Origin of the sequence: Ilumatobacter coccineus YM16-304 (genome assembly GCF_000348785.1) — a bacterium.
Taxonomy (GTDB): domain Bacteria; phylum Actinomycetota; class Acidimicrobiia; order Acidimicrobiales; family Ilumatobacteraceae; genus Ilumatobacter_A; species Ilumatobacter_A coccineus.
Map to the genome: position 1 here is coordinate 3696809 of NC_020520.1, position 25226 is coordinate 3722034.

At 67.5% G+C, this 25226-nt stretch carries 24 protein-coding genes; 20 read left to right on the forward strand and 4 right to left on the reverse strand.

Annotation, left to right across the window (positions count from 1 at the left end; all coding sequences use genetic code 11):
* Nucleotides 1-2: 2 nt before the first annotated feature.
* Nucleotides 3-2921, reverse strand: coding sequence for an FAD-binding and (Fe-S)-binding domain-containing protein (locus YM304_RS16665; protein ID WP_162142096.1), 2919 nt, complete (start codon nt 2919-2921; stop codon nt 3-5).
* A gap of 447 nt (nt 2922-3368) precedes the next feature.
* On the opposite strand from YM304_RS16665, the gene YM304_RS16670 reads away from it, so the two are divergent.
* From YM304_RS16670 to YM304_RS22895, 11 genes are all read left to right on the forward strand, one after another.
* Nucleotides 3369-5663, forward strand: a complete 2295-nt coding sequence (locus YM304_RS16670) for a xanthine dehydrogenase family protein molybdopterin-binding subunit (RefSeq protein WP_015442884.1) — start codon at nt 3369-3371, stop codon at nt 5661-5663.
* 60 nt (nt 5664-5723) lie between these two features.
* A complete protein-coding gene (locus YM304_RS16675) occupies nt 5724-6296 on the forward strand; it encodes an HD domain-containing protein (RefSeq protein WP_015442885.1) in 573 nt (190 codons plus the stop codon).
* A gap of 67 nt (nt 6297-6363) precedes the next feature.
* Complete coding sequence (locus YM304_RS16680; protein WP_154723507.1) at nt 6364-6897, forward strand: TetR/AcrR family transcriptional regulator; 534 nt, start codon at nt 6364-6366, stop codon at nt 6895-6897.
* A 195-nt stretch (nt 6898-7092) separates the two neighbouring features.
* On the forward strand, nt 7093-8085 hold the full coding sequence (locus tag YM304_RS16685) for a potassium channel family protein (RefSeq protein WP_015442887.1): 993 nt from the start codon (nt 7093-7095) through the stop codon (nt 8083-8085).
* Nucleotides 8082-8777: an HAD hydrolase-like protein gene (locus YM304_RS16690; protein ID WP_015442888.1), complete on the forward strand. Its 696-nt coding sequence runs from the start codon at nt 8082-8084 to the stop codon at nt 8775-8777. The genes YM304_RS16685 and YM304_RS16690 overlap by 4 nt, the downstream gene beginning before the upstream one ends.
* Entirely contained in the window at nt 8774-9205 is a 432-nt protein-coding gene (locus YM304_RS16695; protein ID WP_015442889.1) for a hypothetical protein, read from the forward strand. Before YM304_RS16690 ends, YM304_RS16695 begins: the two co-directional genes overlap by 4 nt.
* Nucleotides 9206-9265: 60 nt before the next feature.
* Nucleotides 9266-10150 carry a cobalamin-binding protein gene (locus tag YM304_RS16700; RefSeq protein ID WP_015442890.1) on the forward strand — a complete coding sequence of 295 codons (885 nt, stop codon included), beginning with the start codon at nt 9266-9268 and terminating at the stop codon, nt 10148-10150.
* A 144-nt stretch (nt 10151-10294) separates the two neighbouring features.
* Nucleotides 10295-10753 carry a (2Fe-2S)-binding protein gene (locus YM304_RS16705; protein WP_015442891.1) on the forward strand — a complete coding sequence of 153 codons (459 nt, stop codon included), beginning with the start codon at nt 10295-10297 and terminating at the stop codon, nt 10751-10753.
* 96 nt (nt 10754-10849) lie between these two features.
* Nucleotides 10850-13252 (forward strand): xanthine dehydrogenase family protein molybdopterin-binding subunit, encoded by a 2403-nt coding sequence (locus YM304_RS16710; RefSeq protein WP_015442892.1) that lies wholly within the window; start codon nt 10850-10852, stop codon nt 13250-13252.
* A gap of 76 nt (nt 13253-13328) precedes the next feature.
* Nucleotides 13329-14153 carry an FAD binding domain-containing protein gene (locus YM304_RS16715; RefSeq protein WP_015442893.1) on the forward strand — a complete coding sequence of 275 codons (825 nt, stop codon included), beginning with the start codon at nt 13329-13331 and terminating at the stop codon, nt 14151-14153.
* A 108-nt stretch (nt 14154-14261) separates the two neighbouring features.
* The gene (locus YM304_RS22895) at nt 14262-15269 is read left to right on the forward strand and encodes a phosphatase PAP2 family protein (protein ID WP_015442894.1); all 1008 of its coding nucleotides are present in this window, start codon (nt 14262-14264) and stop codon (nt 15267-15269) included.
* Here the strand turns inward: YM304_RS22895 and YM304_RS24145 are convergent.
* Nucleotides 15177-15908 (reverse strand): SDR family oxidoreductase, encoded by a 732-nt coding sequence (locus tag YM304_RS24145; RefSeq protein ID WP_015442895.1) that lies wholly within the window; start codon nt 15906-15908, stop codon nt 15177-15179. The genes YM304_RS22895 and YM304_RS24145 overlap by 93 nt on opposite strands.
* Nucleotides 15909-15979: 71 nt before the next feature.
* Entirely contained in the window at nt 15980-17767 is a 1788-nt protein-coding gene (locus YM304_RS16725; RefSeq protein WP_015442896.1) for an alpha-amylase family glycosyl hydrolase, read from the reverse strand.
* Nucleotides 17768-17835: 68 nt separating this feature from the next.
* Here YM304_RS16725 and YM304_RS16730 point away from each other — a divergent pair, with 68 nt between their 5' ends.
* The 4 genes from YM304_RS16730 (at nt 17836) to YM304_RS16740 (ending at nt 21188) form a co-directional block, all read left to right on the forward strand.
* Nucleotides 17836-18744, forward strand: coding sequence for an AAA family ATPase (locus YM304_RS16730; protein ID WP_015442897.1), 909 nt, complete (start codon nt 17836-17838; stop codon nt 18742-18744).
* Nucleotides 18741-19889 carry a vWA domain-containing protein gene (locus tag YM304_RS16735; RefSeq protein ID WP_015442898.1) on the forward strand — a complete coding sequence of 383 codons (1149 nt, stop codon included), beginning with the start codon at nt 18741-18743 and terminating at the stop codon, nt 19887-19889. The genes YM304_RS16730 and YM304_RS16735 overlap by 4 nt, the downstream gene beginning before the upstream one ends.
* A 172-nt stretch (nt 19890-20061) precedes the next feature.
* Entirely contained in the window at nt 20062-20379 is a 318-nt protein-coding gene (locus YM304_RS25440; RefSeq protein WP_070105374.1) for an XdhC family protein, read from the forward strand.
* Nucleotides 20376-21188, forward strand: a complete 813-nt coding sequence (locus YM304_RS16740; protein ID WP_015442900.1) for an XdhC family protein — start codon at nt 20376-20378, stop codon at nt 21186-21188. The genes YM304_RS25440 and YM304_RS16740 overlap by 4 nt, the downstream gene beginning before the upstream one ends.
* A 132-nt stretch (nt 21189-21320) precedes the next feature.
* Here YM304_RS16740 and YM304_RS22900 read toward each other — a convergent pair whose 3' ends face one another.
* A complete protein-coding gene (locus YM304_RS22900; protein ID WP_015442901.1) occupies nt 21321-22007 on the reverse strand; it encodes a C40 family peptidase in 687 nt (228 codons plus the stop codon).
* Between the two features lie 240 nt (nt 22008-22247).
* Here YM304_RS22900 and YM304_RS22905 point away from each other — a divergent pair, with 240 nt between their 5' ends.
* Genes YM304_RS22905 through YM304_RS16770 form a run of 5 tightly spaced genes read left to right on the forward strand, consistent with a single transcriptional unit; the run spans nt 22248 to nt 25218 of the window.
* The gene (locus tag YM304_RS22905; RefSeq protein WP_162142097.1) at nt 22248-22946 is read left to right on the forward strand and encodes a nucleotidyltransferase family protein; all 699 of its coding nucleotides are present in this window, start codon (nt 22248-22250) and stop codon (nt 22944-22946) included.
* A complete protein-coding gene (locus tag YM304_RS16755; RefSeq protein WP_015442903.1) occupies nt 22913-23605 on the forward strand; it encodes an SRPBCC family protein in 693 nt (230 codons plus the stop codon). Before YM304_RS22905 ends, YM304_RS16755 begins: the two co-directional genes overlap by 34 nt.
* Nucleotides 23605-24075 (forward strand): DUF501 domain-containing protein, encoded by a 471-nt coding sequence (locus YM304_RS16760; protein ID WP_015442904.1) that lies wholly within the window; start codon nt 23605-23607, stop codon nt 24073-24075. The genes YM304_RS16755 and YM304_RS16760 overlap by 1 nt, the downstream gene beginning before the upstream one ends.
* Entirely contained in the window at nt 24072-24590 is a 519-nt protein-coding gene (locus tag YM304_RS16765; RefSeq protein WP_015442905.1) for a hypothetical protein, read from the forward strand. The genes YM304_RS16760 and YM304_RS16765 overlap by 4 nt, the downstream gene beginning before the upstream one ends.
* A complete protein-coding gene (locus YM304_RS16770; protein WP_154723509.1) occupies nt 24580-25218 on the forward strand; it encodes a GNAT family N-acetyltransferase in 639 nt (212 codons plus the stop codon). Before YM304_RS16765 ends, YM304_RS16770 begins: the two co-directional genes overlap by 11 nt.
* Nucleotides 25219-25226: the final 8 nt, after the last annotated feature.

The window sequence follows — 25226 nt, forward strand, 5'->3', positions numbered from 1 at the left end:
CGTCAGAGCGCCGACAGCAGTTCGGCCATCACCTGCACCGGGTGGACCACATCGGCGAAACCGAATCGCTTCGCCTGCGACCGACACGAGTACCCCGACGCACAGTTCGTCGACGCGCCGCTCGCGTCGAGTCTTCCCCGCCACCCACGGTCGAAGAGCGCTGCCGACATCGTCTGGCGCTCGGCCTGGTGCCCGAACACCCCGGCCATCCCGCAGCACGTCGTCGCCACCACGTCGACCGAACAGCCGACCGCTTCGAGCATCGCCCGGTACGTCTCGACGTTCGAAGGCGCCAGGCTCACCTCGGTGCAGTGCCCGAACAGCTGCACCACCTGCTCGACGCGGCGATCGGAGCCGCCGGCGAGGTCCGGGAGCCGACCGAGGCGCTCCCGCACGTACTCGGGCAGCGAACGGACCGACTGCGGAAACGTCGGGTCGATCGCCGCGTACTCGTGAGCGCCGAGGAGCGACACGGCCGGTTCGATCGTGATCAGGTCGACGCCCGACTCGTCGAACGAAACGATCAACTCGCGCTGTGCGGCCACCGCTGCGGCGAATCGCCGACGGCGACCCACCACGTGGTCGAACTTGCCCGACGGCCTGAACTCCGCGACCGCGGGCCGCTCCCCCACGGCGCGGAGCACGTCGATCGCCGCGACCAACACGTCGGGATCGAGCATGGCGGTGAACACGTCCGGAACGATCACGACCGTCGCATCGCCGACGTCGCCACCCGCGGGCACGATCTCGACGTCGACCCGGCGCAGCCGCGTCGACAGACGCCCCGCTGGCACCGTCGGCAGGTCGACGATCCCGAACACGCGCTCGAGCACCGGCGACACAACGCGTTGCAGCGGCCTCACCGCTCGCGCCAGGGCCTGCGCAACCGGCGTCGCCGCCTCGAATCGGCTGAGCAGCGCCGCCCTCACTCGGTGTCGTGGGCTCCGGTCGGGTCGACGGTCGAAGAACCGCGACTTCAACTCCGGGATGTCGACCCCGACCGGACAGCGACCGGTGCACGCTCCACACGACAGACAGTCGTGCAGCGACTCGGTGACGTCATCGGCCAGCGCGTCGTCGTCCGGGTCGGCGAGCCACGCTCGCAGCAGGTCGGCGCGACCCTTCGGAGAACGGCGCGGGTCGAGGGTGATCTTGTACGACGGACACATCACCTCGGCCTCACCCCAGTGATGGCAGATCCCGTTGCCGTTGCATCCGAACGCCGTGTCGAAATGCTGCCGCTCGGCCACCGCCACGTCACGGTCCCGATGGATCCGCAGCGGCACGGCATCGATGCGCACGATCTCTCCGACGCCATCGGCCCACTGGTCGGCTCCAGGTCGGTCGGTTGCAGGTGGGTCGGTTGCAGGTGGGTCGGATCCACCGAGCGGTCGATAGAGCTTTCCCGGGTTGAGCACGTCGTCCGGGTCGAAGCCCGACTTGACCTCGCGCATGCGGCGTATCGTGTCGGCGGGCAGGTCGACGTACTCCCCTCGGAACCCTCGACCGTGCTCGCCCCAGAGCACGCCACCGAGCCGGGCGACCAGTGCGGCCACGTCGTCGGAGATCTCGCGCAGCATCGCCTCGTGCGTCGGGTCGTACAGGTCGAGCGCCGGGCGCACGTGCAGACAACCGACGTCGGCGTGTCCGAACATGCCGTAGCCGAGCCCGCGACGGTCGAGGATCTCCCGGAAGCCGGCGACGAACTCGGGCAGCACCGCCGGCGGCACCGCGCAGTCCTCGACGAACGCGACCGATCGGCGGCCACCGACCGCCTGTCCGAGCAGCCCCACCGCGTCTGCCCGAACCTTCCACGCCGCGGCGATGTCGTCCGGATCGCTGGTCGTCGCGATCGCCACGCGGCTCTCGGCTCGGTCCACGATCTCTCGAAGCTCGGCGAGGCCTCGGTCGCCCTCGTACTCCATCAGCAACAACGCACCGCTCGGCTCGACGCCGAGGAGCGCTCGCAGGCGGGGCCACGCCGGCGATGCAGCGGCCAGTGCGATGGTCCGCTCGTCGAGGCATTCGATGGCGACCGGCGCCGTGACCTTCAGACGGTTCGCCTCGCGTATCGCCTCGTCGAAGTCGGGATACGAGACCACGGCGAGGCGCGGCGTGGTGGGCAGCGGCGTCAGGCGGATCGTGATCTCGCCGAGCAGGGCCAGCGTCCCTTCCGAGCCGCACAGGATCTTCGTGAGGTCGACGTCAGGCGATGACGCCGACACAACGCCGGCGAGGTTGTAGCCGGTGAACCCTCTGGGCAGGTCGGGGAATACCTCAACATCCAGATCGGTGATCGCCCGGGCGATCGACCGGTGCACGGCGCCGACGAGATCGGTGCGCCGAGCGAGCTGTTGGAGTTCGTCGGCGGTGATGGTGCCGAACGTCCATCGGGTCCCGTCGGCGAGCACGGCGTCGATCGCCAGCACGTGTCCGTTCGTTCGTCCGTGGACGAGCGAGCCCTTGCCCGCAGCATCGGTCGACACCATGCCGCCGATCGTCGCTCGCGTCGCGGTCGACACGTGCGGTGCGAAGAACAGGCCGTGCTCGGCGAGTGCCGCGTTCAGTTCGCCGAGCACGACGCCCGGCTGCACGACCGCGGTCCGGGCCTCCGCGTCGACCGACAAAATCTGGTTCATCCGTCGCCGGGTGTCGACGACGAGCCCGTTGGTCAGGCTCTGCCCGTTCGTGCCCGTCCCGCCGCCTCGTGCGACCAGGTCGAACGGCTGATCGAGCTCGTGGTTCGCCGCCGCGATGATCGAGAGGTCGTCGGTCGATGCGGGAACGACCACCCCCGCCGGAGGGAGCTGGTACACCGAGTTGTCGGTCGCGTAGACGACCCGAGCAGCCGCATCGGTCTCGACGTCGCCGCCGAAGCCCCGCTGTTCGAGTCGAGCCACCAACTCGCCCAGTTCACCCACCCCGCCATGCTCCCACAAGCACCCTCCCCCACCCACACGACCACATCGAGCCTGGCCAAAAATCACCCCCACGCGACGATTCTGAGCCTGGCCAGAAATCACCCCCACGCGTACACATCGAGCCTGGCCAGAAATCACCCCCACGCGTACACATCGAGCCTGGGCAGAAATCACCCTCACGCGACGATTCTGAGCCTGGCCAAAAATCACCCCCACGCGTACACATCGAGCCTGGGCAGAAATCACCCCCACGCGTACATATCGAGCCTGGGCAGAAATCATCCTCACGCGACCACATATGGCCTGGGCAGGAGTCGTCGTCGTGGGGTGGGGTGGCGCGCGAACCGCCTGCGTGGGTGTCAGGGGTGGTGACGCGACTACGTTGGTGCAACGGGCCGGTTCGGCCTCCGATCAATCGCACGACAAGCAATCGCTAAGGGGACACACGTGGCTGGTGGCAGCATTCTCGGTAACCGGGTTCAGCGCAAGGAAGATCCGAAGTTCCTCACGACCGGGGGCGTCTACGCCGACGACCTGCAAGATCCTCGCCTCGCCGGCGCCGCGCAAGCTGCCTTCGTCCGCTCCACGGTCGCCCACGGCACCATCGAATCGATCGACGTGTCGGGAGCGCTCGAGATGCCCGGCGTCCTCGCCGTGCACACCGCCGAGTCGCTCGGCCTGCAACCCATCCCGTCGCCGTTCAACCCCGCCGCAGCTCGCACGCTGCTCGCCAGCGACAAGGTCCGCTACGTCGGCGAACCCATCGCCGTGGTCGTCGCCGACACCATGGAGCAGGCCACCGACGCCGCAGAGATGGTGTTCGTCGACTACGAGTTCCTGACCGCACACACCGATCTCGAGGCCGCACTGGCATCCGACGTGCACATCTACGATGCCGCCGGCTCCAACGCGGTGTTCGACACGACCGCCCTCGGCCTCCCCGAGAACACCGACGCGGCCGAGTACTTCAAGGACTGCGACGTCGTCGTGAGCGGCCGATTCCTCAACCAGCGCGTCGCCCCCTGCCCGCTCGAGCCTCGCGCCTCGGCGGCCATGTGGGAGGGCGACAAGCTCACCCAGTGGGTGTCGACGCAGCACGCCCAGGGCATCAAGGACCCGTTCGTCGCCGCCAACGGTGTCGAACCCGAGAACGTCCGCATCATCACGCCCGACGTCGGTGGCGGCTTCGGCGCCAAGATCGATCCGTACCCGGAGGAGATGCTCCTCGGCGTCGTCGCCAAGGCACTCGGACGTCCGGTCCGCTGGCGCGAGACGCGCAGCGAATCGATGATGTCGCTCGGCCACGGCCGTGCCCAGCTGCAGTACGTCACGCTCGGCGGCACCGCCGACGGCAACGTCACGCACTACCAACTCCACGCGATCCAGGACTCCGGCGCGGCCGTCGGGATGGGCACCATCCTCGCCCCGTTCATGACCCGACCGATGGCGGCCGGTGTCTACGACATCCCGAACATGGAGGTGCGCACCACCTCGGTCGTCACCAACACGACGCCGACCACGGCCTACCGCGGCGCCGGTCGCCCGGAAGCGACCGCGGCGATCGAGCGGGCGATGGACCTCTACGCCGCCGAGATCGACATGGATCCCGCCGACGTGCGCCGCAAGAACCTCATCCCGAAGTTCATGGAGCCGTACACCACCACCATCGGCCAGACCTACGACGTCGGCGACTTCGAAGGCGCGCTCGACAAAGCACTCGAGAAGGCCAACTACAGCGAACTGCGTGAACAGCAGGCAGCGCGCCGTGCATCGGGTGACTCCAAGCAGCTCGGTATCGGCGTGAGCATCTACGTCGAGATCACCGGAGGCGTCGACCCGAAGCAGGAAGACGCTCGCATCGAAGTCCACGACGACGGCACCGCCACGATCTACACCGGCACGACCCCGCAGGGCCAGGGGCACGACACCGCGTGGTCGATGATCGCCAGCGAGCAGACCGGTATCCCGATGGACAAGTTCTCGCTCGTCTTCGGCGACACCGACCTCGTCGCCACCGGCGGCGGCACCATGGGCTCGCGTTCGCTGCAGCAGGGCGGCGTGGCCGTCGACAAGGTCTCGCAAGAACTCGTCGACAAGGCACAGAAGCTCGCCGCGCAACTGCTCGAAGCCGACGAGGCCGACGTGGTGCTCGACAAGGACTCGGGCGCCTTCCACGTCGTCGGCACCCCGGCCGTGTCGAAGACCTGGGCCGACCTCGCCGTCGCCGCGAAGCAGCAGAACGATGCGCTCGACCTGCAGACCACGTTCGTCGCCGAGACCGCGACGTTCCCGTTCGGCGCCCACGTCTCGGTCGTCGAGGTCGACACCGAGACCGGCCAGGTCAAGCACCTCCGCCAGGTCGCCTGCGACGACGCCGGCAAGGTCGTCAACCCGCTCCTGCTCGACGGTCAGATCCACGGCGGCATCGCCCAGGGCACCGCCCAGGCGTTGCTCGAAGAGGTCCGCTACGACGAAGACGGCAACCCCGTCACGTCGAACCTCGCCGACTACGGGATGATCTCCGCCGCCGAACTGCCGAGCTTCGAAGTCGTCCACATGGAGACCCCCACGTGGGCCAACCCGCTGGGCGTCAAGGGCATCGGCGAGTCGGGCACCATCGGCTCGACCCCGGCTGTGCAGTCAGCAGTCTGTGATGCGCTCAAGCACCTCGGCGTCCGCCACGTCGACATGCCGGCCACCGCCGAGCGCGTCTGGAAAGCCATCGCCGACGCCGCGAACTGAGTCGCGCCACATCGAAACCACCCGCAGCGAAGTGCACCGTCGTACAACAAAGGAGTTGACATGACCGACACTGCAGCCCAACCAACCGAGCACTTTCGAGCGTCGTTCACGACGTTCGAGGAGTCGACCGCCGACGACTGGGCCAAGATCATCCCGCAGCTCGAAGTGACGCAGTCGTTCGTGGCCGATCGAGTGATCGGTCTGCTGCGTGACCTCGAGTCCGATCACGGCGGCTTCCCGGTCGATCGTCTCGAGCACAGCTTGCAGACGGCCACGCGCGCCGAGCGAGCGAACAAAGACGACGAGTACGTGTTCTGCGCGTTGATCCACGACATCGGCGACACGCTGAGCCCGTACAACCACCCCGACATCGCGGCCGGCATCGTGAAGCCGTTCGTGTCGGAGGCCAACCACTTCATGGTCAAGCACCACGGCGAGTTCCAGGGCTACTACTTCTGGGACTACATCGGCCTCGACGGCCAGGCCCGCGAGCAGCACCGCGGCAGCCCGTACTTCGACCACACCGAGGAGTTCTGCGCCGAGTACGACCAGACCGCGTTCGACGCGAGCTACACCAGCAACCCGCTCGAGCACTACGAGCCCTTGATCCGCCAGATTCTGCGTGGGGGTTGAGCGTCGACCGCAGTCAGCGGAAGCAATCGCACGACGAGCCGCACGGCTCCAAGCGAAGCGCGAGGTGGTGCTCCGCGCCACACTCGACATCATCAACGACGGCGACGTCAACCCGTCGATGCCCAAGATCGTCGAGCGATCAGGCATCCCCGAACGATCGATCTTCCGATACTTCGACGACATCGCCGACCTGACGCGTCAGGCGATCGCCATGTCGTTCCGCGACGTGTCGGATCTCCCCGGCCTCGACCAGATCGGTGTCGGACCGCTCGAGCAGCGCATCGAACACATCATCACGGCGCGGCTCGAACTGCTCGAACGCGTCCGTTACGTCGGTCGCGTCGCCCGGATGCGCGTCTTCCTCGCGCCAGATCTCAACGTCATGCTCGACGAGGTTCTCCACCTCTTCCGTGAAGCAGCCGCCGAGCACTTCGAGCCCGAACTGTCGAAGATGTCCGACACCGACGCGGCGATGACGCTCGATTCGCTGACGGTGGTGATGAGCTTCGAGAGTTACGACGTGTTGCGACGGCGACTCGACAGAGATCTCGACGAGATCACCGCTGGTTGGCGGATGGCGATCAACCGATTGCTCGCTTGACGGCACGCCGCCGGGCATTCGGTCGAATGCCACTCAACGAACACACGACGACGACACTCCTCCGTCCGCTGCTCGGCCCGGCGGCGAACTCGACGCGAATGGCGACCCAGCCACCTCACGAGCAAGTAGGTTTTCGCCGGTGGGATCGCTCGACGGTGGCAGCAGACGCTGGCTGCACGTAGCGCTCGGCGGACGATGAGATCCGCCGCCGACCGAATCAGAGTCGCGGTCGGCATGGTGCTGAGCGTGATGATCTTCGGCACCCTCGGCTACTGGGCGTTCGGCTTCACGCTGCTCGACGCGATGTACCAGACCATCACGACGATCACCACCGTCGGGTTCCGCGAGCTCGAAGAGTTCGGCACCGCCGAGAAGTGGTTCACGATGGTGTTGATCATCGTCGGCGTGTCGACGGTGCTGTACTCGTTCACCCTCGTCGTCCAAGCGGTCGTCGAGGGGCAACTCAAAGACTTCGTCGGGAGAAGACGTATGGATCGTCAGATCAAGAACATGAGTGGGCACTCGATCGTGTGCGGCTGGGGACGTGTCGGTGCCGCCGTGGCGCACGACCTCGAGGCCTCCGGAGAGCGCGTCGTGGTGGTCGATGCCGACCCCGAGCGAGTACGAGACGTGCCATATCCGACGGTGCTGGGCGATGCCACGAGCGACAACGTGTTGCGCGATGCCGGGATCGAGCGGGCGAAGTCACTCATCGCAGCGCTCGACGGCGATGCCGCCAACCTGTTCGTGACGCTGTCGGGTCGCGACCTCGCTCCTTCGCTGTTCATCGTCGCCCGCGCCCGTTCCGACGAGAGCGTCTCCAAGCTCGAGCATGCGGGCGCCGACCGGGTGGTGAACCCACAAGAGCTCGGCGCGGCGCGCATGGCCTCCTTCGTCGCCAGCCCGAACGTCGCCGAGTTCGTCGACGTGGTGATGCACGAACGATCGCTCGAGTTCCGCATGCAGGAGTTCGACATCGACCGCGACTCCCCCATCGCCGGCAAGACGCTCCGCCAAGCCAACCTGCGAGAAGCGAGCGGGGCCCTCGTGCTCGCGCTGCGTGACGCCGACGGGCGCTTCACCACCAACCCCAACGGCGACAGCCGCATCGAACACCATCACGTCGTCATCGCGGTCGGTACGCACGAAGACCTGGCGCGCATGGCAAAGTTGGTGGCCCCGGCATGATCGTTCCCACCACCCACGTCCTCCTCGATCTCGACGGCACGCTCACCGACTCCGAACCCGGCATCGGAAGATCGCTCCGGTACGCATTCGCCGAATGCGGATATCCCGAGCCGACCGACGAGATGATCCGGTCGATGATCGGCCCGCCGTTCGAAGTGAGCTTTCCCGAGCACGGCATCGACGTCCACGACATCGAACAGGTCATCGAGGCCTATCGCGTGCGGTACGAGGACGTCGGTCTGTTCGAGAACCGCCTGTACGACGGCGTGATCGAGATGATGGACGAGCTGAAGTCGGCCGGCCACACGTTGACGTTGGCCACGGCCAAGCCCGAGCACCTGGCCGTTCGCATCACCGAGCACTTCGGCCTCACGCCGTACTTCCGTACCCAGGTGGGCTCGTCGGTCGAGATCGGCTCGGGTCGGCGGACGAAGGCCGAAGTGATCACCGAAGCGTTCAACCGTCTCGGCGTCAGCTCACACGACCGCATCGCGCTCGACCACGTGGTGATGATCGGCGACCGAGACCACGATGTCGAAGGTGCGCACATGAACGCCATCGACTGCATCGGCGTGTCGTGGGGGTTCGGTTCGCACGACGAGTTGCGCCACGCCGGTGCCCGTGTGGTCGTCGACACGCCTGCCGAAGTTGTGCCGGCCGTCGCTGCGACCTACCGTTCCAGGGAGTCATGAGCACCACGGCCGACACCTCCGACAACGCGATCACCGGGGCGCCCGTGACCGACCCGATCCGGGTCCAGTCGTCGTCGCCGGCCGATCGCTTCATGCGACGCTTGCTCCGCCTGCCGGAAGGCAAGACCTCCACTGCCGCCGAGGCTCGCTCGGCGTTCCAGAAGTCGCTGGCGTACACGACGTGCCGCTGCTTGCTGATGTACATCATCCTGCCGTTCGTGCTGCCCGCCGTGGGCATCGCGAAGGCGGTCGGCCCGTGGATCGCCATCCCGGTCGGCGTCATCGCGATGATCTCGATCGTGTACTCGATCCGCCGCTTCTGGCGCGCCGACCACTCGAAGCGCTGGCACTACACGATCTTCGGCACGATCATCATCGGGTTCCTGATCTACCTCACGATCAAGGACACGATCGAGCTCTTCACCTGAGTTCGGGCGGGTCGTCGCCCGCCACGTCCGGAATCAGCGTCCGTGAGCCACACTGCTCACATGCGCATCGTGTCGTTGCTGCCCTCGGCCACCGAGATCGTCCACGCCCTCGGGCTCGCCGACCAACTCGTCGGCGTCACCTTCGAGTGCGACTTCCCACCCGACCCGCGCCTCGACCGCAACGTGGTGGTCGGTGGACTCGACACGCACGGTCTCGCTCCCGAACAGATCGACGCACTCGTACGCGAAAAGATCGCCGCTGGTGACGACCTCTACCGGCTCGACACCGACCTTTTCCGTGATTGCGACCCGACGCACGTCCTGACCCAGGACCTCTGCCGGGTGTGCGCGCTCCCCGCCGGTGAGGCGAGCACCGCGCTCGAGCAGCTCGGCTGTTCCGCCGACGTGGTGACCCTCGACCCACACACGCTCGACGACGTGCTCGACACGATTCGAGCGGTCGGTGCGTCGACGGGCACCACCGATCGATCCGATGCGCTCGTCGCCCAGCTGCGGGAGCGATTGCAGGCCGTGGCCGACCGCATCGCCGGACGCACGATGCCGAACGTGTTCGTGCTCGAGTGGTCGGAGCCCCCGTTCCTCGCCGGACACTGGGTCCCCGACCTCGTCGTCGCCGCCGGTGGCAATCCCGTGCACGCCGAGCGTGGCGGACGGTCGGTGCCCACCACGTGGGAGGCCATCCGTGACGCCGATCCCGACATCGTCGTGGTGTCGCCGTGCGGGTTCCGCCTCGACGACGCCGCAGCGCAAGCGGTCGCGGCCCTGCCCGAACTGCCCGCGCGGGCCGAGGTCTGGGCGATCGACGCCGACGGGCTCGTCGTACGCCCCGGCCCCCGACTGATCGACGGTGTCGAGGCACTCGCGAGCGTGTTCCATCCGACCGACGGCGGTTCGTTCGAGCACGCCGTCCGACGGATCCGCTGACATCGCCGCACGCCTCTCGAGCAACGAATCCGGTGCCTCCCGGCCCCGATTGAACCGCGCCCCTCGCAAATGAGGCATGATGGTGGCCGCGGCCGCACCGGCGCCTGCACCCATCCGAGAGCACAGAACCATTTGGGGGTTTTCGTGGAAGTCACCATCACGATCAACGGCGAAGAACAGAAGCACGATGTCGAGGCGCGCACCCTGCTCGTCCACTACATCCGTGAGCACGCCGGCCTCACCGGCACCAACATCGGCTGCGACACCTCGTCGTGTGGCGCCTGCTCGGTCCACCTCAACGGTGAAGCCGTCAAGAGCTGCACGTTGCTCGCCGCTCAGGCCGACGGCCAAGAGGTGCGCACGATCGAAGGCATGGCTGCCGCCGACGGCACCCTCCACCCGATGCAGCAGGCATTCATGGAGAACCACGGCCTCCAGTGCGGCTACTGCACGCCCGGCATGGTCATGGCCGCCACGAGCCTCCTCGACGAGAACGCCAACCCGACCGAGGAAGAGGTGCGCCTCGGCCTCGAAGGCAACCTGTGCCGCTGCACCGGGTACCACAACATCGTGAAGTCGGTGCTCGCCGCGGCGAGCGCCTGATCAGCATCAGCAACATCATCTGACGTCGTCGTTCGGGGGAACGGCGGCGTCGGGTCGACATCCATTCGGCGGACACGTGAACTGGGGGTTCAACGTATGACCATCACCGAAGATCCAGCAACCGGCAACAACGCTCTGGGCAACAACGTGCTCGGCACGAGGCTGTTGCGCAAGGAAGACCCGGCGCTCCTCACCGGAGAGGCCGTCTTCGCGAACGACATGAAGGTGCCCGGCGCCTTGTACATGGCCGTGCTGCGGAGCCCGTACGCGCATGCGACGATCGGCTCGATCGACACGTCGGCGGCACTCGCACTCGACGGCGTCCACGCCGTGTACACCGGTGCCGACCTGCGTGACACCTGGGCATCACCGATGCCGTGTGCGTGGCCGGTCACCGATGACATGAAGAACCCGGCGCACTATCCGCTCGCCGTCGACAAGGCGGTGTACGTCGGCGACGGCGTGGCGTGCGTCCTGGCCGAGACCGATGCCATCGCCCACGATGCGCTCGAACTGATCGACGTCGAGTACGAGCCGCTCGAAGCCATCACCGATCTCGAGGACGCGCTCAGCGACCGGGTCGTGATCCACGACGAACTCGGCACCAACGCCTCCTACACGTGGCCGCTCGTCATCGAGGAGAACGAGGGCGACTGCGAAGCCGCCATGCAGAACTCCGCGTACGTCGTCAAGGAGCGCTACGTCCAGCAGCGTCTGATCCCGATGGCGATGGAGCCGCGGGCCGTGGTCGCCCAGCCCGAACCGTTCGGCGGCAACATGACGCTGTACTCGTCGACGCAGGTGCCGCACATCCTCAAGGTGATGACGGCGCTCACGCTCGGCATCCCCGAACAGCAGATGCGCGTGGTGTGCCCAGCCGTCGGTGGCGGGTTCGGTTCGAAGCTCAACGTGTACGCCGAGGAGCTCCTGTGCGTCGGTCTCGCCCGCAAGGTCGGCAAACCCGTGCGCTGGAACGAAGAGCGCAGCGAGAACGCACAGGCCACCATCCACGGCCGCGCCCAGATCCAAGACATCGAGCTCGCCGCCGATGAGAACGGCAAACTCACCGGCCTGCGCGTACGCCTCATCGGCGACATGGGCGGCTACCTGCAACTCGTCGCTCCCGGCGTGCCGCTGCTCGGCGCGTTCCTCTACGCCGGGGTGTACGAACTCCCCAAGGCGTTCGACTTCTCGTGTACGTCGGTGTTCACCAACATGACGCCGACCGACGCCTATCGCGGTGCCGGACGCCCCGAGGCCACCTACGCGATCGAGCATGCGATGGACGCGCTCGCTCGCAAGATGGGCATCGACCCGCTCGAACTGCGACGCCGCAACTTCATCCCGACCGTCAAGTACCCGTACGAGGCCTACACCGGCCTGGTCTACGACTCCGGTGACCACGACAAGGCCGCAACGGTCGCCGAAGGTCTGCTCGACTACGCCGGGCTCCGCGCTCGCCAGGCCGAACAGAACGTGCCCGGCGCCCGCAAACGGCTCGGCATCGGCGTGTCGACGTACTTCGAGATGTGCGGTCTCGCACCGTCACGCGTGCTGGCCTCCCTCAACTACTCGGCGGGCGGTTGGGAGTCGGCGACCGTTCGTGTGCTGCCCACCTCGAAGATCCAGGTCGTCACCGGCACGTCGCCGCACGGTCAAGGCCACGAGACCTCGTGGTCGATGATCGCCGCCGAGAAGTTCGGCGTCGACCCTGCCGACGTCGACGTCCTCCACTCCGACACCGCCATCGCCCCGCTCGGACTCGACACGTACGGGTCACGCTCGCTGCCCGTCGGTGGCGTCGCCGTCGGCATGGCGTGCGACAAGGTCATCGACAAGGCCAAGCAGATCGCTGCCCACCAGATGGAGGCCAACCCTGACGACCTCGAGTTCTCCGGTGGCGTGTTCCGAGTCGCCGGGCAGCCCGACAAGGAGATGCCACTCGCCGCCGTCGCCTTCGAAGCGTTCACCGCGCACGATCTGCCCGACGGGCTCGAACCCAACCTCGAAGAACAGGTCACCTACGACCCACCCAACTTCTCGTGGCCGTTCGGCACGCACATGTGCGCCGTCGAGATCGACACCGAGACGGGTCGCACCGAGGTGCTCCAGTACGTCGCCGTCGACGACTGTGGCGTGCAGGTCAACCCGTTGATCGTCGAAGGTCAGGTCCACGGCGGCGTCGTCCAAGGGCTCGCCCAGGCGTTGTGGGAAGAAGCTCGCTACGACGACGACGGCAACCTCCAGTCGTCGACGCTCGCCGAGTACCTCGTGCCTGCTGCGAGTGATGTTCCGAACATCACCACCGGCGAGAGCGTCACCCCGTCGCCCACCAATCCGCTCGGCGTCAAAGGCGTCGGCGAGGCCGGCACGATCGGCGCTGCGCCATGCGTGATGAACGCCGTCGTCGACGCGCTGTCGGGCCTCGGCGTCACCGACATCCAGATGCCCGCCACCCCGCTCAAGGTCTGGCAGGCGATCGAAGACGCTCGATCGTGACCGCCTCTTCGCCCTCACCCCTGTTCACCGTCTACATTTCGTCCAGCACGCTTTTCACCACCCAGGAGCCCAACCAGTGATCCCCGCAGCATTCGAGTACGTCCGAGCAGAATCCGCCGAAGAGGCCATCAGCCTCATCGGCCAGCACGGCGACGAGTCCAAGTTCCTCGCCGGTGGCCACAGCCTGCTGCCGCTCATGAAGCTGCGCCTCGCGCAACCGACCGTGCTCATCGACATCGGTCGCCTGAACGACCTGTCGTACATCCGCGAAGACGGCGACACGATCGCCATCGGCGCCCTCACCCGCCACATGGACGTCGAGAACTCCGACCTGCTCAAGCAGCACGTGCCGCTCCTGGCGCACGCCGCTTCGCACGTCGGTGACCCGCAGGTCCGCCACCGCGGCACGATCGGCGGCTCCATCGCCCACAGCGACTCCGCCTCCGACCTGCCCGCGACCACCCTCGCCCTCGGCGCCACCTACGTCGCTCAGGGCCCCAACGGCACTCGCGAGATCGCTGCGGGCGACTTCTACAAGGGCTTCCTCACGACCGACCTGGCGGCCGACGAGATGCTCACCGAGATCCGCGTGCCGAAGATGGACGGGGCCGGCTGGAGCTTCCAGAAGTTCAACCGTCGTGCGCAGGACTGGGCCATCGTCGGCGTCGCCGCCTGGCACGGCAACGGCAGCTCGGGCATCGGGCTCGTCAACATGGGATCGGTGCCGATCCTCGCCACCGCCGTGAGCGAGGCCCTCGCCAGTGGCGCCTCGATCGAAGACGCCGCCGCACAGGCCGCGGTGGGCTGCGACCCGACCGCCGACCTCAACGCCAGCGTCGAGTACCGCGAACACCTCGCACGAGTGCTCACCCGCCGCGCCCTCGAAGCCGCCTCCTCCTGACGGGCCAGATCGCCCGATCTCAGAGCGGACCCGGTTGTTTCTTTTCGACCTGGTCCGAAGGAAACAAGCGAGATCTCCGGGGCGACGCGGGGAGGTAGCGTCGCACGGATGACGGATGAGCGTTGGCGGACGATCAGGCTGAGCCTGGTCGCACTGTTCGGCGTCGGCTATGTCGCCTGGTTCTTCACCCGCGGCATCATCATCAACCACGTCCTCGTGCTGTCGTCGATGGCGCTGTTCTTCGCCGTCGCCTCGGTCGGCCGGCCCTGGCGATGCTGGGTCGAGTCGCTCCGCGACTACCTGTTGTTCGCCGCCATGTGGCTGGCCTACGCCGAGAGCCGAGGTCTCGCCGACGGGCTGGACTTCCCCATCCAGGTCGAGTCGGTCCGCAACATCGACCGTGCGTTCTTCTTCGGTGCCGACGGCGTCGTCGAACTCCAGCAGCGATTCCTCGCACCTCCCGGCACGGTGCGCTGGTACGACGTCGTCGGCTCGATGGTCTACTACTCGCACTTCATCGTCCCGCCCGTCACCATCGCCCTGCTCTGGTTCTTCAACCGTGAACAGTGGGTGCGCTACATGCGCCGGTTCGCGACGTTGCTCTTCGTCGGCTGTGCGATGTTCGTCGTCGTGCCGACCGCACCGCCGTGGATGGCCGGCGACCCCGCCTTCGGCTACGACGCGCTGCCACCGCTGCGCCGGCCGACCGGCAACGGGTGGCGCTACCTCGGCCTCGACGCCGCCGTCGACGCCTGGGACACCGGGCGAGACTGGGCCAACCCGGTCGCAGCGATGCCGTCGCTGCACTCGGGCTTCTCGCTCTTCTTCGTCGTGTTCATGTTCCGCTGGGTCACCGACTGGCGCTGGCGCAGCCTCATGTTGCTGTACCCGGCGACCATGGCCGTGTCGCTCATGTACTTCGGCGAGCACTACTTCGCCGACGCCGTCGCGGCCTGGCTGATCGTCGGCCTCAGCTTCTGGGTGTGGAACCGTCTCGAAGCCCGCTGGGCTCGACGCGACGAGTCACTGGAGCCCGAGGTAGCTGCCACCGTCGACGTGGAGTTGGACACCGGTGGTGAACTTGGCCTGGTCGGAACACAGGAACGCCACGATTGATCCGAAGTCGTCGGCGTCGCCGAGTCGAATCTGCGCACGCGTCGCCTCGTCGAACAGCCCCTTGATGCGCGGCGTGTCGTGGGTTCCCGGCTGCACCGAGTTGACCGTGACCCCGCTCTCGGCCACTTCGAGGGCGAGCGTCTTCAAGAACGCCGTCGCTCCGGCACGAGCCGTGTTCGACAGGATGATGTTCGCGATCGGCTGACGGACCGACACCGAAGTGATCGCCACGACGCGGCCCCATCCCCGCTCCTGCATGCCCGGCACCGCGGCCTTGCACATCGCCACGACCGACATCAGCGACAGGTCGATCGCTGCCGGGTAGGCATCGACAGGGGTCGACTCGAAGGTGCCGGGCGGTGGGCCGCCCGCGTTCGGCACGAGGATGTCGACCGGACCGCCGAGCGCGATCTCAGCGTCGGCGACGAAACCGGCAGCGCCGTCGGGAGTGCCGACATCGGCGACCACAGCGCGACATCCGTGCCCGATCTCTTCAGCGGCACTCGCGAGTCGACGCGCATCGCGGCCACAGATGACGACGCTCGCACCTTCCGCGGCCAACGCCTTCGCCGTGCCGAGTCCGAGCCCTGATGATCCGGCGGCCACCGCCGCCCGACGTCCTGCAATCCCCAAGTCCATGCGCCGACTGTAGAACCCGGCGATCGGCAGCCGAGTGTTCGGCGCGGCGCGATCACCGGCGCCGCTGCCGGCTATGGCGACGTGAGCACCACGATCGATCGCGCTCCGACGGTGACCGACGTGCCGGCCGGAGTCGGCGTCGGGGCGAACCCCGATTCGAGCGTCGTGTCGATCGTCCGCTGCCAGCGACCGGGGGCCTGCACGGCGAAGTCGAGGGGTTCCCACCACATGTTGGCCATCACGTACAGGCCCGGGAGATGCCACGCCACCGATCGAGAGTGGTGTTCGAGATCGGGGCCGCCCTCGGTGCCGAACCACTCGATCTCGTCGCTCCACCAGGAGGTCTCGGCGAACACCTCCCGCTCCGCCCGGAACGCCAACATGCGCCGGGCGAACTCTTCGAGCTCGCCCCAGTCGTCTCGTCGCTGCCAGTCGACCCACGAGGTCTCGTCGTCGAGGCGATACGGGTTGTTGTTGCCGTGCTGCGTTCGGGCGAACTCGTCGCCCGCCACGAACATCGGGGTGCCGTGGCTCAGCGCGAGCAACGTCCACGCGTTGCGGAGTTGGCGGCGACGCAGCGACATCACCGACTCCGGAACGCCGACGTCGCCTTCCCAACCGCAGTTCCACGAGCGGTTCTCGTCGGGGCCATCGGCACCGTTCCAACCGTTGGCATCGTTGTGCTTGCGGTCGTACGCGACGAGGTCGTACATCGTGAACCCGTCGTGCGCGGTGAGGAAGTTGACGGTCGTGGCGGGCGAGTCGAACAGGTCGGGACTCGCCTGCACCCGCTGGATCACCGCCGGCACCAGACCCGGTTCGCCACGCAGGAACCCGCGCATGTCGTCGCGGAAGCGGTCGTTCCACTGCATCCAGCGGCGATCGGGCCACGACCGGCCGACCATGTAGCGGGCGATGTCCCACGGTTCGGCGATCAGGCGAACGCCGCGCCGCTCCGCCCAGTCGCCGATCGAGCGGACGAACGTCGGGTCACGTGCCAACACCGAGGCGAGGTCGAAGCGGAAGCCGTCGATGCCGAGATCGGCGAACCGGTCGAGCGCCTCCATGATCAGCCGCTGCGCCGCCGGAGACGACGCATCGATGATGTTGCCGGTTCCGGCCTCGTTGACGTACGAGCCGTCGTCGTTCACCACGTAGTAGTCGCGGTCGTCGAGGCCGCGCAGGTTGTAGGTGGGCCCGTGCTCGTCTTCTTCGGTCGAGTGGTTGAACACGACGTCGATCCAGACCTCGATGTCGTGCTCGTGCGCCGCGGTGACGAGGTCGGCGAGTTCGGTGGCCGCGTCGGCGGTCGCTGCGTACTGCCGATGCACGGCTCCGAAGACGAGCGGCATGTAGCCCCAGTAGTTGTCCTCACCCGGATCGAACTGGTGGACCGGGAGGAGTTCGACGACGCTCACGCCGAGTTCGGCGAGCCGCTGCAGTTCGTCGGCGAGCGCTCGATACGTTCCGGCGTCGGGCCGGTCGCGGCGCCTCGTCATGCCGCGAACGTGGAGTTCGTCGACGACCAGGGGTCGAGAGGTGGGGCGCTGCGGTCGAGGCGCGGGCCACGATCGAGCCACCGCTCGAGGAGCACTGCCGATGTTGTTCGCCGCCCCTGGTCGGGATGCCGCTCGTGTGTGCTGCGGAGAGAACGCGACCTCGGTCGCCCGGGGGTCGATCAGCAGACGGTCGGGATCGAACCGTCGCCATTCCGGTCCGACGGCGCGCACGCCGTACTCGGCGCCGTCGCGCACCTCACCGACCCAATGGTCGCGCTCGCGCCGCAGGTCGGTCTCGGCGTCGCCGTCGACGAGCAGCGTCATGCGCTCGGCGTGCGGCGAGTAGATCCTGATCTCCACGCCCCCATCGTGCCACCCGCCGACGCAGACGAGACCAGATCGAGCAGGCTGCGGTAACGTCGGGCGACGTGACCCCGGACGACGTCAGCACGGCTCTCTCGAATCAGGGGTATCTGCCCGACGAGGGCATCGCCACCTCCGTCTTCCTCGCGATGACCCTCAAGCGCCCACTGCTGCTCGAAGGCGAAGCCGGCGTCGGCAAGACCGAACTGGCCAAGGCGCTGGCCGCCGCGACCGGTGGCGAACTGATCCGACTGCAGTGCTACGAGGGCATCGACGTGTCGCAGGCGGTGTACGACTGGGACTACGCCCGCCAACTGCTGCACCTGCGTGCCGCCGAGGCGACCGGCGAGACGCAGACGATGAGTTCGACCGATCTCGAGAACGAGGTGTACGGCGAGCGGTTCATGGTGAAGCGGGCCCTGCTGCGAGCGCTCGAACCGGTCGAAGGACCGCCGCCGGTGCTGCTGATCGACGAGGTCGACCGTGCCGACGACGAGTTCGAGGCCTACCTCCTCGAGGTGCTGTCCGACTTCCAGATCACGGTGCCCGAAGTCGGCGTGTTCCGAGCCGAGAAGCCCCCGCTCGTCGTGCTCACCTCCAACCGCACCCGCGACGTCCACGACGCGCTCAAGCGGCGCTGCCTCTACCACTGGGTCGACCATCCCGGCTTCGAGCGCGAGGTGGCCATCGTCAAGCTGCGCGTGCCGGGCGTCGCCGACGAGCTGGCCGAGCAGGTCGCTCGCGCCGTCGAAGCGCTGCGCCGCCTCAACCTCTACAAGCCGCCGGGGGTGGCCGAGACGATCGACTGGGCCAACGCGCTCGGCCGCCTCGGCGCCACCGCACTCGACGAACGCGTCGTGTCGAACACGCTCGGCGCCGTCCTCAAGTACCGAGAAGACCACCAGCGGGTCGAACAGCACGGCGTCGCCTCGATCGTCAAAGAGGCGTTCGAAAAGGGTCTGCTGAACGGGTGACCAGCACCGCGCCTCCGGACTCCGTCATGCACCGGTCCGACCCGGCGCGGATCGCCGTCGCCTTCACCCGGGTGTTGCGCGGTGCCGGCATGAAGGTGCCGACGAGTTGCACTCACACGTTCGCCGATGCGCTCTGCGAACTGGGCCTCGACGACCGGTCGAACACCTACTGGGCCGGACGCGCCACGCTCGCGCGACGCCCCGAAGACATCGAGATCTTCGACCGGGCGTTCGCCGTGTTCTTCGACGGCCGCACCGCTCCACTCGACCTCGTCGACGACGAACCGCTGTCGATCACGATCGCCGTCGACACCGACGACGACGATGACGACGACGGCGCCGAGTCGGGTGAGGCCAACGACGATCCCACGATCGAACTCCGCTTCTCGTCGACCGAAGTGCTGCGGCACAAGGACTTCGCGCAGTACAGCGACGACGAACTCCAGCACGCTCACGACCTGATGTCGCAGCTGCGACTCGTCGGCTCGCCTCGGTCGTCGCTGCGACTCGAACCGTCGAAGCGGATGACGCCGAAGCCCGACATCCGACGCACGATGCAGACGGCGATCCGCTCGGGTGGCGAGCCGATCGAGCGGCACTTCCGACGGCCGAGCACTCGGCTCCGGCGACTCGTGTTGCTGCTCGACGTGAGCGGCTCGATGGAGCCATACGCCCGGGCGCTGCTGCGTTTCGTCCACGCCGCGGTGGCCGGCCGTCAGAAGGTCGAGGCGTTCGCGCTCGGCACGCGACTCACCCGCATCACCCGCGAGCTCGGCAGCCGCGACCCCGACGTGGCGTTGTCGGCGGCCTCGGAGCGAGTCACCGACTGGAGCGGCGGCACCCGTCTCGGCGACGGCCTACGCGAGTTCAACGACCAGTGGGGAGTGCGCGGACTGGCACGCAACTCGATCGTGGTCATCCTGTCCGACGGCTGGGATCGCGGCGATCCCGACGAACTGTCCGAACAGATGGAGCGCATGCACCGGGTGACCCACCGACTCGTGTGGGTCAACCCGCTCAAGGTCACCCCCGGCTACGCCCCGCTCGCGAGAGGGATGGCCGCCGCACTCCCGCACGTCGACCACTTCGTCGAAGGTCACTCGATCGCTGCGATGGAAGAACTCACGCGGGTGATCGGCCAGTGACCACCCCCGCTTGTTTCCCTCGGACCGGGACGAAAAGAAACAACCGCTTGTTTCCTTCGGACCGGGACGAAAAGAAACATGCAGTCGGCCCGCTGCGCCTTCGTCTCAGGGACAGGTGGCCGGGCGCGGCGAACGGCGTGCGAATCGGCCCACGAGCAGCGAGGATGAACGCATGAAAGATCTCTTGGGCGACATCGCCCGATGGAGGGCCGCCGGCGAACGGATCGCCGTGGCCAGAGTGGTCGACATCGAAGGTTCGGGCCCGCGACTGCCTGGTGCCGCCATGGCGGTGACCGAGTCGGGAGAAGTGGCCGGCAGCGTGAGCGGCGGGTGCGTCGAAGGCGCGGTCGTCGGCGAAGCCCTCTCGATCCTCGACGGCACCACCGAGCCGCGCGTGGTCACGTTCGGGTACTCCGACGACGAGGCGTTCGCCGTCGGGCTCACCTGTGGCGGCACGATCCACCTGTTCATCGAGGAGTTGGCCTGGTGAGCGACGCCCCGATCTTCGACCGCTACGCCGCCCTCATCGAGGCCGAGGAGCCCGTCGCCCTCGCCACCGTGATCGACGGGCCACACGTCGGCGCCAAGTTGCTCGTCACCACCGACGGCGCCGACCCCATCGGGTCACTCGGGCACCCCGAACTCGACCGAGTGGTGGGTCGTGACGCACTCGCCGAACTCGAAGCCGCCCGCTCGGGAGTCCGCAGCTACGGCCCCGAAGGCCAGACCACGCCGGAAGACCTCGTCGACCAGCCCACGATCCGCGTGTTCGTCGAGTCGCACGCTCCGCCCCCGCAGATGTGGATCTTCGGCGCGGTCGACTTCACCGCAGCACTCGCTCGAGTCGCCAAGGTGCTCGGCTACCGGGTCACGGTGTGCGACGCGCGCGAGGTGTTCGCGACCAAGCGGCGCTTCCCGATGGCCGATGCCGTACGCGTCACCTGGCCGACACCGATGTTCGACGAGCTCGGCGCCGACCTGACCCCACGCGACGCCGTGTGCATCCTCACCCACGATCCGAAGTTCGACGTTCCCGCGGTGCAGGGTGCGTTGGCGACGCGGGTGGGCTACATCGGGGTGATGGGGAGCCGCAAGACGCACGCCAAGCGCATGGAGCGTCTGGCCGATGTCGGGCTCACCAGCGAGCAGCTCGATCGGCTGCTCTCACCCATCGGCCTCGACATCGGGGCACGGACGCCCGAGGAGACCGCGGTGAGCATCTGCGCCGAGATCATCGCTCGCCGGACCGGCAAGATGGTCCCCAGCCTCAAAGACAGCACCGGCCCCATCCACTCCTGACCAGTTTTGCCCCGCAGATCCGTCATCCCTGACCGATTCCAGGAGCAAAACCGGTGGGGGTGGGAGCGTTTTGACCCGCAGATCCGTCATCCGTGACGGATGACGGGGGTGAAACCAGAGATGGTGGGCGGGTCAGGCGGTGGGGTCGCCCCAGCTGACGGTGTTGCGTCGGCTGGCGGAGATCGTGTCGATCTCGACGGTGCGACCCGTGCTCACGCTGTGCACGATCGCGTCATCGACGCCGAGGTAGAGCATGACGTGACCCGGGTAGTGGACCAGGTCGCCGGCCTTCGCCGTTTCACGCGACACCGATTCGGCTTCGGAGATCTGGCTGCCGCTCTGGCGGTACAACTCGACACCGGCGCCGTCCCAGGCGTAGGCGGTGAGGCCGGAGCAGTCGAAACCTTCGCCTTCAACGCTCGAGTTCGTGCGATACGGAACGCCGACCTGCGTCAGCGCGCCGAGTACCGCCCGCTGGTGATCGAGCGGAGCAGAACCCCAGGCGTCGACCATGGCGAGTTCGTCGTAACCGAGCTGCTGTGCGGTGTACCGGGCGGTGATCGCCCGGTGCCAGGCGAACGTGCGAGCGTCGGCGGCGTCGCCGCTCGCCTCGTAGGCATCGAGCGCAGCGACCGCCTGATCGGCGGACGCCGTGATCTCGGCAGCGAGTGCGTTGACCGGGAGTTCGCCATCGGACGCCGAAGCGGTCGAGCCGTCGGTGAGCGTCAGCGTTGCGCACAGGCCGATCGCTGCGGTTGCCGCTGCGGCCGACCGGGCGAACTTGCGAGCGCGCAGGGCAAAGGAAGAAGTGGAGTTCATGTGTGTCAGAAAGAATCTCGAAGGTGTCGAGACATCTGACCAAGACGCCATTGTCTCGATCGTGGCGATGCCAACTGCCACGAGCTCTCGTGACAGCTAGGTAACATATCGTCACACAATCGAAATACTCAAGTCGAAATCGCGACTTTCTGTGTCGTTCACATGACGGACCATCTCGATCGTCCACTCGCAACATCCGACGAGCGCGACTCGCGCCGCCGCTATCGGCACACTGTGGCGATGCCGAACGTCGTCGGAGTGCTGCTGGCCGCCGGCGCCGGATCGCGCTTCACCGGCCCGACCCACAAGCTCCTCGCCCGCCTCGACGCCACTCGCGACCGACCGTCCGAGACCGTCGTCGAACGTGCCCTGGCATCGTTGGTCGCCGCCGACATCGGCCCGGTGGTCGTGGTGACGGGTGCCGCCGATCTCGACGCGCTGCTCGCCCCCGGCCGCGCAGCGTCACCCGGAACATCCGGTCCGTCCGACCAGCGACCCGGCGAGACGTCCGGTCGCACGTCGCCCACCGACGAACAACCTGCCGTCACCGTCGCGCACAACCCGCGCTGGGCCGACGGGCAGGCCACGTCGGTACAGGTCGGCATCGACGCAGCACGACGACTCGGCGCCGATCGCGTCGTGTTCGGCCTCGGCGATCAGCCCGGTGTCACCAGCGCCGCGTGGCGCACGGTCGCCGCCGCGAGTGCGGGTGCGACCATCACCGTTGCCTCGTACGATGGGCGGCGCGGCAACCCCGTCGCAGTCGGAACTGAACTCTGGGAGCTGCTTCCCGACGAGGGCGACGAAGGCGCACGCAGTCTGATGCGGCTTCGCCCCGACCTCGTGGTTGAAGTAGCGTGCTCTGGTTCATCCGACGACATCGACACCACAGAGGATCTCCGCCGATGGCAGAACAACTCGTCAACGAATTCACCGTGAATCGCCCGATCGCCGAGGCGTGGCCGATCATCACGAACGTGGAGAAGATCGCTCCGTGCCTGCCGGGCGCCGAGCTGCAGGAGATCGCGCACGACGACGAGAAGGGCGAGGTCTACCGTGGCGTCGTCAAGGTCAAGCTCGGTGCGATCTCGACGCAGTTCAAGGGCGACGCCCACTTCGTCGAGCGTGACGACGAGAACTACCGCGCCGTCATCAAGGGCAAGGGCCGCGACACGGGCGGGCGCGGCAACGCCTCGGCCGACATCACCGCGCAGGCCGAGAGCCTCTCCCCCACCAGCACGAAGGTCGTCGTCACGACCGACCTGCACATCACCGGCAAGGTCGCCCAGTTCGGGCGCGGCATCCTCGGCGACGTGAGCGCCAAGCTCATCGATCAGTTCGCCGAGAACCTCAACGAGATGATCGACCAGGACGGCGTCGGCGATGCTGCACCCGCAGCCGACACCGAAGCACCCACCGAAGCCGCTCCTGCGGTCGAGGCCGCCGACGACGAGCCCAAGGTTCGCAAGATCAACGGTCCGGCCGCCGAGCCGATCGACCTCATGGACGTGAGCGGCGGCTCGATCATCAAGCGCGCGGCACCCGCCTTCGCCGCGCTGCTGGTGATCTTGTTCTTCCTCCGTCGCCGCCGGAGCTGATGGACGACCTCGCTCGGGTCGAAGAGCTTCTCGGGCGACGCCCACGCGGCCAGTTCGACGTCGTCGTGCGCGCCGACGACGGCGACCCGATCGTCGTTCGCAACGCCCCGTTTCTCGACGACGGAACGCCCATGCCGACGCGCTACTACCTCGTGGGTGCCGAGCACGTCAAAGCCGTCAGCCGCGTCGAAGCGGCCGGCGGTGTCAACCAGGTCGAGGCAGAACTCGACGATGCCGTCATCGATGCCATCCACCAGCGATACCACGACGAGCGTCAGGCAGCGATTCCCGCCGATCACGACGGCCCCGTCCCGTACGGCGGGGTCGGTGGCACCCGCACCGGGGTGAAGTGTCTACATGCACACGTCGCACACGAACTCGCCACCGGCGACGACGAGATCGGCAAGTGGACGCTGGCGCGCATTCCGCCGCCCATCGGCACCGCCGCCCCCTCGGAGGCCGGCTCGTGAACCCCGACCCCGGTGGACTCACCGTCCACATCGACGACCGAACCGTGCAGATCACGATGACGGGCGGGGGCGACTGGTCGATGCCGATCGGGCCGTTGTCGTTGGTCGACGGTGAACTCGAGCGCGCCGACCGACCGTCACCGGCACAACTCACCAACGCACTCGGCATCGTCGCCGACCACTTCGACGACGTCATCCTCGACACCCCGATGGTCGCCGCCGCCCCGTCCGTGTCGTTCAGCGGACGACACGCGCTCGAAGTCGCTCGAGTCGAGGTCGGCTCGACCACGGTGCCCGACGGCTACGTCTTGCAGCGTGCCGATGCCGACGAGGTGTTCCGCACGCTCGTCGGCGAGTCGATCGCCGACCGACGCGACAACCCGGGCCTCGACCCCGACCACGTCGAGTCGATCATCGGGACCTGCTGCGTGATCCTGGCGATCGTCCGACGCCTCGACCTCCAACACGCGTACGTCGCCGACACGCCCACCGCCCCGACCTCCGGTGACGACTGACATGGTGCTGCGTCATCCTTCTCGGTCGCTCGCACCGCTGCGCCTGTACGGCAAGCGCATCATGCTCCGACCACTCGCCCCCAACGACTTCCGGTCGTGGAGCGAGGTGCGGCAACGCAACGGCGAATGGCTCACGGTGTGGGAGCCGAGTCGCCAAGCGCATCAGCCCGATCCGACCACCGACCGTTCGGCCTTCTCGTCACGATGCCTCCAGCGTGACCGCGACCGGGCGGCCGGCACCGCGTACCAGTTCGGCATCTTCGTCGACCAGCAGATCGCCGGCGAGGTCAACCTCAACAACGTGATCCGCGGCGCCATGCAGTCGTGCACCGTCGGGTACTGGATCGATCAAGCCCACGCAGGCAACGGCTACACCGCCGAGGGCGTGGTGCTCGTCCTGCAGTTCGCGTTCGAACAGTTGGGACTGCACCGAGTCGAGATCTGCATCGTGCCACGCAACCATCGCAGCCGACGGATCGTCGAGAAGCTCGGCATCCGAGACGAAGGAACCGCGCAGCGCTACCTCGAGATCAACGGCGAGTGGGAAGACCACATCCGGTACGGCATCACCAGCGAAGAGTGGACGACGCGTCGCAGCGAACTCGTCTCCGCCTGGATCTCCGGCTGACGAGTCGA

Bases quoted from the DNA above. Each gene is read 5' to 3' on its own strand.
- YM304_RS16675 (WP_015442885.1), top strand. From the start codon at position 5,724: ATGACCGACACTGCAGCCCAACCAACCGAGCACTTTCGAGCGTCGTTC.
- YM304_RS16685 (WP_015442887.1), top strand. From the start codon at position 7,093: ATGAGATCCGCCGCCGACCGAATCAGAGTCGCGGTCGGCATGGTGCTG.
- YM304_RS16690 (WP_015442888.1), top strand. From the start codon at position 8,082: ATGATCGTTCCCACCACCCACGTCCTCCTCGATCTCGACGGCACGCTC.
- YM304_RS16695 (WP_015442889.1), top strand. From the start codon at position 8,774: ATGAGCACCACGGCCGACACCTCCGACAACGCGATCACCGGGGCGCCC.
- YM304_RS16700 (WP_015442890.1), top strand. From the start codon at position 9,266: ATGCGCATCGTGTCGTTGCTGCCCTCGGCCACCGAGATCGTCCACGCC.
- YM304_RS16710 (WP_015442892.1), top strand. From the start codon at position 10,850: ATGACCATCACCGAAGATCCAGCAACCGGCAACAACGCTCTGGGCAAC.
- YM304_RS22895 (WP_015442894.1), top strand. From the start codon at position 14,262: ATGACGGATGAGCGTTGGCGGACGATCAGGCTGAGCCTGGTCGCACTG.
- YM304_RS24145 (WP_015442895.1), bottom strand. From the start codon at position 15,908: ATGGACTTGGGGATTGCAGGACGTCGGGCGGCGGTGGCCGCCGGATCA.
- YM304_RS25440 (WP_070105374.1), top strand. From the start codon at position 20,062: ATGAAAGATCTCTTGGGCGACATCGCCCGATGGAGGGCCGCCGGCGAA.
- YM304_RS22900 (WP_015442901.1), bottom strand. From the start codon at position 22,007: ATGAACTCCACTTCTTCCTTTGCCCTGCGCGCTCGCAAGTTCGCCCGG.
- YM304_RS22905 (WP_162142097.1), top strand. From the start codon at position 22,248: ATGCCGAACGTCGTCGGAGTGCTGCTGGCCGCCGGCGCCGGATCGCGC.
- YM304_RS16755 (WP_015442903.1), top strand. From the start codon at position 22,913: ATGGCAGAACAACTCGTCAACGAATTCACCGTGAATCGCCCGATCGCC.
- YM304_RS16760 (WP_015442904.1), top strand. From the start codon at position 23,605: ATGGACGACCTCGCTCGGGTCGAAGAGCTTCTCGGGCGACGCCCACGC.